At 37.6% G+C, this 9,869-nt stretch carries 7 protein-coding genes; 1 reads left to right on the forward strand and 6 read right to left on the reverse strand.

The features are described 5' to 3' along the window. Window positions 1-204: 204 nt before the first annotated feature. From LKD71_RS17055 to LKD71_RS17070, 4 genes are all read right to left on the reverse strand, one after another. A complete protein-coding gene (locus tag LKD71_RS17055) occupies window positions 205-1,017 on the reverse strand; it encodes an HAD-IIA family hydrolase (RefSeq protein ID WP_118331561.1) in 813 nt (270 codons plus the stop codon). A gap of 161 nt (window positions 1,018-1,178) precedes the next feature. Continuing rightward, window positions 1,179-1,979, reverse strand: coding sequence for a helix-turn-helix domain-containing protein (locus tag LKD71_RS17060; RefSeq protein ID WP_227616314.1), 801 nt, complete (start codon window positions 1,977-1,979; stop codon window positions 1,179-1,181). A gap of 351 nt (window positions 1,980-2,330) precedes the next feature. Then, window positions 2,331-3,728, reverse strand: coding sequence for an MFS transporter (locus tag LKD71_RS17065; RefSeq protein ID WP_227616315.1), 1,398 nt, complete (start codon window positions 3,726-3,728; stop codon window positions 2,331-2,333). Between the two features lie 170 nt (window positions 3,729-3,898). After that, entirely contained in the window at window positions 3,899-6,934 is a 3,036-nt protein-coding gene (locus LKD71_RS17070) for a glycoside hydrolase family 2 TIM barrel-domain containing protein (protein ID WP_227616316.1), read from the reverse strand. A gap of 200 nt (window positions 6,935-7,134) precedes the next feature. Here LKD71_RS17070 and LKD71_RS17075 point away from each other — a divergent pair, with 200 nt between their 5' ends. Next, a complete protein-coding gene (locus tag LKD71_RS17075) occupies window positions 7,135-7,998 on the forward strand; it encodes an AraC family transcriptional regulator (protein ID WP_227616317.1) in 864 nt (287 codons plus the stop codon). Between the two features lie 127 nt (window positions 7,999-8,125). Here the strand turns inward: LKD71_RS17075 and LKD71_RS17080 are convergent, their stop codons facing one another. After that, the gene (locus LKD71_RS17080; protein ID WP_227616318.1) at window positions 8,126-8,404 is read right to left on the reverse strand and encodes a hypothetical protein; all 279 of its coding nucleotides are present in this window, start codon (window positions 8,402-8,404) and stop codon (window positions 8,126-8,128) included. A gap of 140 nt (window positions 8,405-8,544) precedes the next feature. Further along, window positions 8,545-9,630 carry an HAD-IA family hydrolase gene (locus tag LKD71_RS17085; protein WP_227616319.1) on the reverse strand — a complete coding sequence of 362 codons (1,086 nt, stop codon included), beginning with the start codon at window positions 9,628-9,630 and terminating at the stop codon, window positions 8,545-8,547. Between the last annotated feature and the right edge of the window lie 239 nt (window positions 9,631-9,869).

The following is a 9,869-nucleotide window of genomic DNA, read 5'->3' on the forward strand; positions in this document are numbered from 1 at the left end:
GCGGGTCCCAAGTTCAAAAGCCTTATCATGCAAGCATGAACGGCTTTTTGACCTTTTGACCCTGGCATCATATTATAAAATCTGTCAAATAAATATTCATACGAATGCAAGCAATTTCATAATCAAACAGAGCTTGAGAGACAACCACATTTTCGATTGTCTATCAAGCTCTGTTTATCTCTTAGTACTTCAGATTATTCATTATTACTCTGCCTTTGACTTTGCTAACATAGCAATATCCCCCACACCATTTAAAACCATAGTTGGACGATACGCATAAGTTTTGAGTGTATCCTTCGTTGAACATCCAGAGAGAACCAATACAGTAGACATACCACTTTCCATTCCTGAAATCACATCTGTATCCATACGATCCCCAACCATTACAGCTTCTGCTGAATGACATCCAAGCATATTCAATCCTGTTCTCATCATCAGTGGATTCGGTTTCCCACAGAAATATGCCTGTGTACCTGTTGCCATTTCTATAGGTGCAATCAATGCACGACAAGCAGGAGCAATGCCGTTCTCAATCGGGCCGGAAACATCTGAGTTTGCTCCGATCAGCTTTGCACCTTTCAGAACTAAATTCGTTGCTTTTGTTAATGTATCCAATGAATAGGAGCGTCCCTCTCCCACAACAACATAATCCGGATTTACATCATTCATTGTGATACCTACATCATAAAGTGCATTTAACAGACCGGCTTCTCCTATCACAAATGCTGAACAGCCTGCCGCCTGTTCCTTTAAAAAAGCGGCTGTTGCCAATGCGCTGGTGTAAAAATGTTCTTCTGGCACATCAAGTCCCATCCTTGCCAGTTTCTGATTTAATTCCCGTGGTGTATATCCACTATTATTTGTCAAAAATAAATATTCTTTCTTTTCATCATGCAACCACTGGATGAATTCTGGAACACCTGGCAATATCTGATTGCCATGATAAATCACACCATCCATATCGCAGATGAATCCTTTTTTTTCATTAAAATCGATTATGGATTTTCTCATGTTCATATGCGCCCTGCCTTTCTTGTTTCTTTAGAATACACCTTGCTCTTTTCATAATAAAATAAAGCGCTATTTTCTACAAATATTTTTATATTATATCATCCACACATAAAATCAAATACATAGTACTGTGAAATCAAAGTAAATATTTCTATCAACAGAACCTTTTATGACAACATCTCTTTCACACAAATACTCCGATAATCACTCGGTGATATTTTATATCTTTCTTTAAATACTCGGTTAAATGTTCTCTGACTTTCAAATCCACTATCCAGACAAATGTTTGTAATAGAATCACTCGTATTTTCCAAACGATGGCATGCATAGTTCAGCCTTGCATCGTTAAGATATTGATTAAAGTTTCTATGGAATGTTTTGGAAAAGAGTCTGGATAAAACATATTTGCTCACCCCCAGATCTTTTGCCATCTCTTCCAGAGAAAACTTCTTCTTAAAATTTGTTGATATATAGGAAACTGTCTGGTAAATAAGATCATTGCTCCCCACACTACTCTTTTCTACCAAATTTAATTTTCCTATGCAGCGTGCCAACACAATTTGAAGATATGCCTGTGCAACAGTAATATCCGACTGTTCTGTCTCTAAAATTGCATTTATAACCCTATATACCTCCGGTTCAACCTTTTCCGCTTTGATGATTGGGTATTCAGGAGCCATGGATTGCATGATATCTGCAAATTTGACTATCGTAAATGGCGATGCGATCAGATAAGTCGCTTTATTTACACCGGGTGTCAGTACCTGATAATGATGAATAACATCTGGAAATACAAAGCCTATATCTCCTTTTTCCATATGGTATAGTTCCTGTCCGACACCAAGTTCTAATGCTCCACTTGTTACACAAACGATCTCCAGTGCATTATGAAGATGTGGTTCAATATGTTTTGACTTCCTATTTATTGCTATAATCTCCTCTTTTGTGTCAACATATTTTAACTGCATGAAATACTCCCCTTTGCAACATTTGTCTATATCTTCTTTCGATTTGGCAAGCAATTCTTTTACACCTATCTTATAATCAACTTGTAAATAAGGAAAGGAGGAATTGCAAATGAGCAACCTAAAAAAATATCTGAATGACCTTTTAGTATTCTACACTGAATATTTTGAGCATCCTTACCATGTATAAATACTAAAAGGACTATTTTGTGAAAACTGAATATTTTCTTAAGGCCATTTCACAAAAATGAAGTGGTCCTTTTTTATTTTCAAAATACAGTTCAATCACTTTATATATAGAAAAAAGCACTGTCTCATCGAGCAATGACCAGACAACGCTTTCTCCTGTCAATTCTAATTTATGTCTGATGCATCTGTTACTTCATCTGTAGCAATTCCTTTTTCTGCTTTCAGTTTTTTATTTGCATCTTCTACATTCATTCTTGAAAGTACAAACATAATCAATACATCTAAGATTAACGGAAGCCAAAGATACATAAACTGCATCATATCAAGTGCAGACTGCGGCTGAGTTACATTTGTTCCGATATATCCACTGAACTCAAGTATCCATCCAACAACAGCGGTTCCAATACCTCCACCGATTTTTACGCCAAGAGAAGTACAAGAGTACATCGTTCCGTCAATTCTCTTTCCCTGCGTAAGATAAGTGTATTCAGAGCAAGATGCGATAACTGCATTCATATCTCCCTGCCATGGTCCCTGACCTAAGGCTGCAAGAGCTGTAAATGCCATCATCAGCGGAACACTGCCCATATATCCGGCAACAACAACAAGTGCTCTACCGATGACTGCTAAGACGTAACCTCTTAAGTTCAGTTTATACATACCTTTCCACTTACCAACTAATGTCGGTGTGAAAATCAGGGCAATGATCAGTGGAATATTTACTGCCCATGCAAATTGTCCAAACAAATTCTTATTTTTCAGTACCCATGTCATATAATAAATGCCAGCTCCAATCATGGCACCATATAACTGCTGTAAAATATATGTTCCACAAATCATCATGTAATATTTGTTTTTAACAAGAAGCTTGAATGCCTGTACCATTCCGTACTTTTCATTATCATCCTTTACTTCTCCTTCGTTAAGTTCTTCCTCAGGAAGTTCCTTAACAGAAAGTGCTGAAATCGTATTTATGACAAGACCAATGATTGCATAGATAATAGCAACCGTTCTCCATGCCGCAGCATCTCCACCACATTTATCTACAAATCCAACTGTAATCGCCTGAATCAGAAGACTTGTTGAAAACGCAAAAATAAAACGGTAAGATCCCATCTGCACACGCTCTTTGCTGTTCTTTGTAATCAGTGACGTAAGTGCTGAGTAAGCAATATTGTTTGCTGTATAAAACACACCATTTAACAGTGTATAAGAGATAAAGAACCATGCGTATTTAGCCTTTGTTCCAAAGCTGACTGGTACTGCAAAGCAGCAGACCAGCGTAATGGCACAACCAATGTATCCGTATAGCATCCATGGCTTCGCTTTTCCCATTTTACTGTGTGTTTTGTCAATCATTGATCCAAAAAATATATCCGTAAAACCATCAAATAGTTTTGATAGGGCAATCAGGGTACCTACGACACCTGCAGCAAGTCCTACTGAGTCTGTCAGATAGGGCATCATGAAGGATGTCAGGAACGCATAGACCACATTTCCTGCGATATCACCCGAACCATATCCGATTTTGTTATACCATTTTAAATACTTTTTTTCTTCCATAGAATTCTTTTGCTCCTCATATTCATTGCACTTAGAATCTCAATATGTCTAACCGTATGATGTCTAATTATATTTTTTTCTCTGTTTTTGTCTGATTGCTCTGTATATCCGGACTTTACATTGCAATCAGACTATCCTTCTTTGTTTACGAGTTACATGAAACTTTATTATCACTTTACATACGGTATCAGCGTAAACTGGAACCGGAATAATACATCATCAAATCGGTACTGATCCAATACAACTGGACCACAACTATTAGAACCAATGCCATTTAATGCATAGTCAACGCAAAATACTACACTATCTGATTCTGTCAGTTCATAATTATGCGTTTTCTTCTCAAGTTCTTCCTGCGTATAATAAGAAGCATTGAATGAGAAGGCATTTTCCGCAGATACCATAATTCCATATCGGCTGTTGTTAAGCTCTACATATTCACAATCATAATGGCTTCCATTTTCCTGTGGGCGAATATAATCCTCATGCAAATCATCTACATTTGCATGATACAAACCGTGGCTCGCAGCCTGATGTTTATCACAATAACTTTCCTGTGGTCCCATTCCAAAGTATCTTACAGCTGAAAGTTTTTTATCCAGGAACATCCTCACACCAAATCTCGGAAGATCCGGGAATTCATCGTCTTTTGTTACTGCAATATCTGCATCAATCTTTCCAGCAGCTTCTATTTTCCATGTGATCGTCACATCAAGAATCTTCTGTACTGTCTCTGCCACAACGGATGCATGGCTTGTAATTTTCACACCATGTTTTCCCTGCACAACCTCTGTCGTATAGGCTCTTGTGTAAGCCTTATCATAGTGGGCTTTCTTCCATTCAGACTTGATGTACATATCGTTATCTGTTGGAGCTCTCCAAATATTTAATTCCATCGGATGGTTCAAGTATTCCCGCCCTGCGAATTTCATCTCTGTAAAGAGTACAGTACGTTTGTCTATGGTATAAGCAAATTCACGCCCCTTGATATGAATCTGTGTATCATTTTCATTTACCTGTAATTCAGAGTCCACTACTGTTTTTGGTATCCATTTCTCTGCAAGTTTACATTTTGTATCCTCTTTACTTACCTCAATTTCATCAAATCCAAGAATATGGTCTTCATCCAACAGTGGCAATTCCTTTTTCAGATGGTAAATAAGTTTTAAATAACATTTCCCATTCTCTGGAACATTGATCTTCAGGTTTGTTTTTCCTTCCCCGTGTGGTGCCACAGAAAACTCCGGAAGTATGCCTTTGCTGATCACAAGACCATCCTGTGTCAGCTCATAACTAATCTTCACATAATCTTTCAAGTCATCAAAATCCATGTAGTTATGAAGCACCAGTTCTCCGCTTTCTTTGTTATAGGAAATAACTCTTGCCGGGCGATAAACATTCTTGTATTCCAAAAGTCCTGTATGTACCGTTCTGTCCGGATATACTAATCCATCCATACAGAAGTTGCCATCATGAATTTCTTCGCCATGGTCGCCCCCATAAGCATATATAGTCTTTCCATTCTCAGCAGTTCCATGAGCAATCGCATGGTCACACCATTCCCAGACAAAGCCGCCGCACATTTTATCATTATCCTGAATCATCTGGAAGTAATCTTCAAAATCTCCAGGTCCGTTTCCCATGCTGTGACAGTACTCTACCAAAAGGAAGGGTTTGCTTCCATCTTTATCCAGATATTCCTGAATTTCGGAAAGCGCTGGGTACATCCGGCTGTACACATCCAGATTGCTGTAATCATATGTTTCATCATAATTACGGTATCTTGCACTCTCATATTGTGTGATACGGTCTGGATCAAAATTCTTTGTCCATTCCAGTGCTTTTTCAAAGTTGCAGCCATAAGCACTCTCATTTCCCATTGACCACATAACAATACAGAAACGGTTTTTGTCACGTTCCACCATGAGTTTTACGCGATCAACGATTGCCTCTTCCCATACCGGATCATCTGCAATCTTCTCATTCCATCGTTTGAACCGATTGTAATCAGTGTCTTCTTTTCTGTAGATCATAAATGGACCATGAGCTTCAATATCTGCTTCATCTATTACCATGAATCCATACTTGTCACACATTTCATAGAAAAATGGTGCGTTCGGATAGTGGCTGGAACGGATCGCATTAAAATTATGCTGCTTCATTAACGTAAGATCGGTTGTAATCTGTTCCGGATTGATTGTAAATCCAGTAACCGGATCAGAATCATGTCGATTGACACCACGGAATTTAATCTTCTGTCCATTTAAATAAATAACCTGGTCTTTAATCTCTATCTTTCTTAATGCAATGTGATCTACAATTACTTCATTCTCTGTTTCAAGAATCAGTTTATATAGATATGGATTTTCTGTATTCCAAAGTTCCGGACTTGCGATTTCTAATACAGCTGTTCCTTCTTCAGCAATACTTCCTAGTGCTACAACTGCTCCGTTTCTATCTTCAATCGAAATTTTTACATTTAACGGAGAGTAGAATTTCATTTCAATTTCTACTTTCGCAAACATATCCTCAATTCTTGTTTTAATATGATAATCACTGATTGCCTGTTTTGGGCGTTTCAAAATGTACACATCCCGGAAAATACCACTCATACGGAATTTGTCCTGATCTTCCAAATAGGAACCATCACACCACTTCATTACCAACACTGCCACCGTATTCGTTCCATCCTGAAGTACATCGGTAACATCAAACTCACTGGTCATATGCGAAACCTGGCTGTATCCTATGTAAGAGCCATTGATCCATATGTAAAAGCAACTGTCTACTCCTTCAAAGTTCAAAAAAGATTTTGGCGCTTTCTCATCTCTACTGTACTCAAAAGTATGTACATAGGCTCCACACGGAATGTCCTGTGGCACATATGGTGGATCAAACGGAAATGGATACCGGATGTTTGTATACTGGTGTGTATCATATCCAGCCATCTGCCATACACTTGGAACCTGAATCTCATCAAAATTTTCTGTATCATAATTCTTCTCAAAGAAAGAATCCTGAATGTCATAGATGCTGTTAAAATACTGGAATTTCCAAGTTCCATTCAATAACTGCATACGATCTGACTCTTCTCTGTGTTCCACCAAGTTATCCATTCTTCTGGATGCCGGAATATAATAGGCTCTGGCTGGCATTGTGTTTTCGTGCAGTACGCTTAGATTTTCATAATAACGTGGTACGATCATAAATAGCTCTCCTCCAATACATATACTTTTTTGTTCTTTGTTTTCCTAAAGCAAACCTTATACTTTACTTTTTTGTTTACGTTCCTTAGTTATGCTATATATAGCTTATCCTAATCCGCAAAATATGTCTATAAATTGGATTAGACAAAATATGCACTAAATGATACAATGATAAAAAGTGCGAAAAGAGGTGCTGTCCTATGTATTTGAACACCGGTTATTTGAACCACTCACATATGGATTTCAAAGACAAAAGTCGTCCGCTGATTGTAGGTAGCTGTGGTACTTACCGTCTTTCCAGACATCCCAAACTTCCGACCTACCGTCCAAGGGGTCGTCTGGATTATCAGATTATATATATCACTGCTGGTTGTGGGCATTTTCATTTTGATAATGTAAATAATGAAACGATTGTTCCAGCCGGCAACATTGTACTGTACAGACCGAAAGAACTCCAAAAATATGAATATTACGGAGAAGATAAGACAGAAGTATACTGGATTCATTTTACAGGCAACAATGTAAAAAATATCCTACGGCAATATGGATTCCCGGATAAAGAGCGTATATTTCAGGTCGGAACCTCTATGGAATACGAACAGATTTTCAAGCGTATTATCATCGAGCTTCAGCGTTGCCAAGATAATTATGAGGAAATGCTTGTCCTTCTGCTCCGTCATCTTCTTATCATCTTTCATCGGGAACTGACCAGGGAACATATCTCGAAAAATGAATACTTGGATCACGAGATGGATAACGCAGTTACCTTTTTCAGTGAAAATTATAACCAGAATATTAGCATAGATGATTATGCTGCCTCACGTGGAATGAGTGTCAGCTGGTTTATCCGAAACTTCAAAAAATACACAGGTTCTACACCAATGCAGTTTATTGTGGGAATCCGAATTAACAATGCCCAGATGTTACTTGAAACAACAACCTATTCCATCAATGAAATTTCTAAAATCGTCGGATATGATAATCAGCTTTATTTCAGCCGGCTTTTCCACAAGCTGAAAGGATATTCCCCAAGAGAGTACCGAAAGATAAGAAACAAGTTCTAAAATCCACAATATCATAAATCCAGTTTCCCCTCCAAAAGAGGATGCCACGGAATCATCAAATCAACGATTCCATGGCATCCTCTTCCGCTTCTCTCTTTTTGCTATTCTTATTTTACAAACTCACTCCTTATTCGCCATAGATTAGTGCTGGCAATCCTTGCTCTGTTTCATACTCTATCGTGCTTTTGTTCTCTATAGACGTTGCCGATCTACCGTAATATTCTCTGTTTGCAACCCCTTCCAAAATTGACGTTTCTGTCATATATTTTGAATATTCGTCTGCCGCAATAAGTTTTGTAGTAAAATTATCAAAATCCGGTGTAATGACAATCAATCCATTTTTAGCAGATTTCACGTCCTCATAGGAAAGTTCCAAATATCCCAATGAAAATCGAAATGATCTCATAAGCCGTCATCAGCGCTAAGCAAGCACCCCCAGACACTTAACGCCCTGTCATGGGTACTTTCCTTAAAGAGTACCCTAACATATATCATATGTTCTGCAAGAACAATTGTAATTTGAATCTTATTTTATAGACTCATCCCCTATAAATATTTTAATACATCAGATAAGTTATTAATTTCCATATCAGCTTTTTCACTCTCATCTGTTATATTCCACAAACTTCCAAATCCCTGTTTTACCCATATAGTTTTCATACCCAACTGTTTTGCGGGTACAATATCATTATCAATACGGTCACCAATCATGACTGCATTCTCTGGCTTACAACTGCTTCTTTCCAATGCAATTTCAAATATGCGCCTATCTGGTTTTGAAACGCCTTCTTCTGCTGATGCGATAATCAAATCAAGATATTTTCGTACTCCAAGATTTTCTAATCTCTCAGAAGTTCCTAATGATTGGTTTGCAATTACACCAATTTTATAAATTCTACTTAACTTTTTCAAACAATCTCTAGTATCTGTATACAGCCTCTCGTATTGCGATTCCCATTTAGGTAATTTCACCCCCAATTGCCTTGCTACCTCTAAATCTCCTTTTTTGTTTTCTTTATAAAACGACATGGCATATTTATAAATTTGCTCGTAAGTTAAACCTGATAAATCCGCTATCCTTTTCATCCTGTCTTCATAAACTTTGCTTTCATCAACCAATGTCGATCCAACATCAAAAAATAGCCATTTTATTTCGTCCTTTTTGGGGCAAAATCCTCTTTTTCTTGCTTCTTCTAGCAGTTTGGGTTGAATTTCTGGGTAAGTCCAATTAATCGGTAGTTCATCCATAATTGCTATTTTTTCAATTTCACTGTGAAGCTCTTTTTCAAATGTATGTATATCTGAGAAGAATAATTTTCCAAAAGTCTCCATTCCATCGAAATTATCTGGTGCAGTCACAGAATATATACAAATTGGAGTAATATCAAAAGTTATTGCTCCTGTTTCTTCATATAGTTCTCGTTTGGCTGTTTCAAGAATATCCTCACCATCTTCTCTATGTCCCCCCGGTGCCTCCCATGTATTTCTTTCCTTGTGCTTGCAAAATACCCATTTACCATTATGTCTGGCAATAATAACTGCAAACTTCAGCATTGAATCATTAATACTATCATAAAAATTCACTTTCGTCATATAATGCTCCTTATTAGATTTCATCTGTTTTCTTGCCATTATTGCTCTCACAAATAGAGCCAAACTAGAGCCATTTGATAAAACAAATGCCGAAAACCCGCATAAATACAGGTGAATATTACGGTGCGGCAGAGCCGCCAGTCCGGTGTGGCGAGAGCCACCTGTCCGGACTAACGGAGCCACCCCATTTTGTTTATTAAGTTACTAAGACTTCCCATACCTAAAATGGGATTCGTACCTTAAAAATTCAATATTTCAGCTAACAAAATAGTGATTTA

Source organism: Fusicatenibacter faecihominis, assembly GCF_020686945.1.
Taxonomy (GTDB): Bacteria; Bacillota; Clostridia; order Lachnospirales; family Lachnospiraceae; genus Limivivens; species Limivivens faecihominis.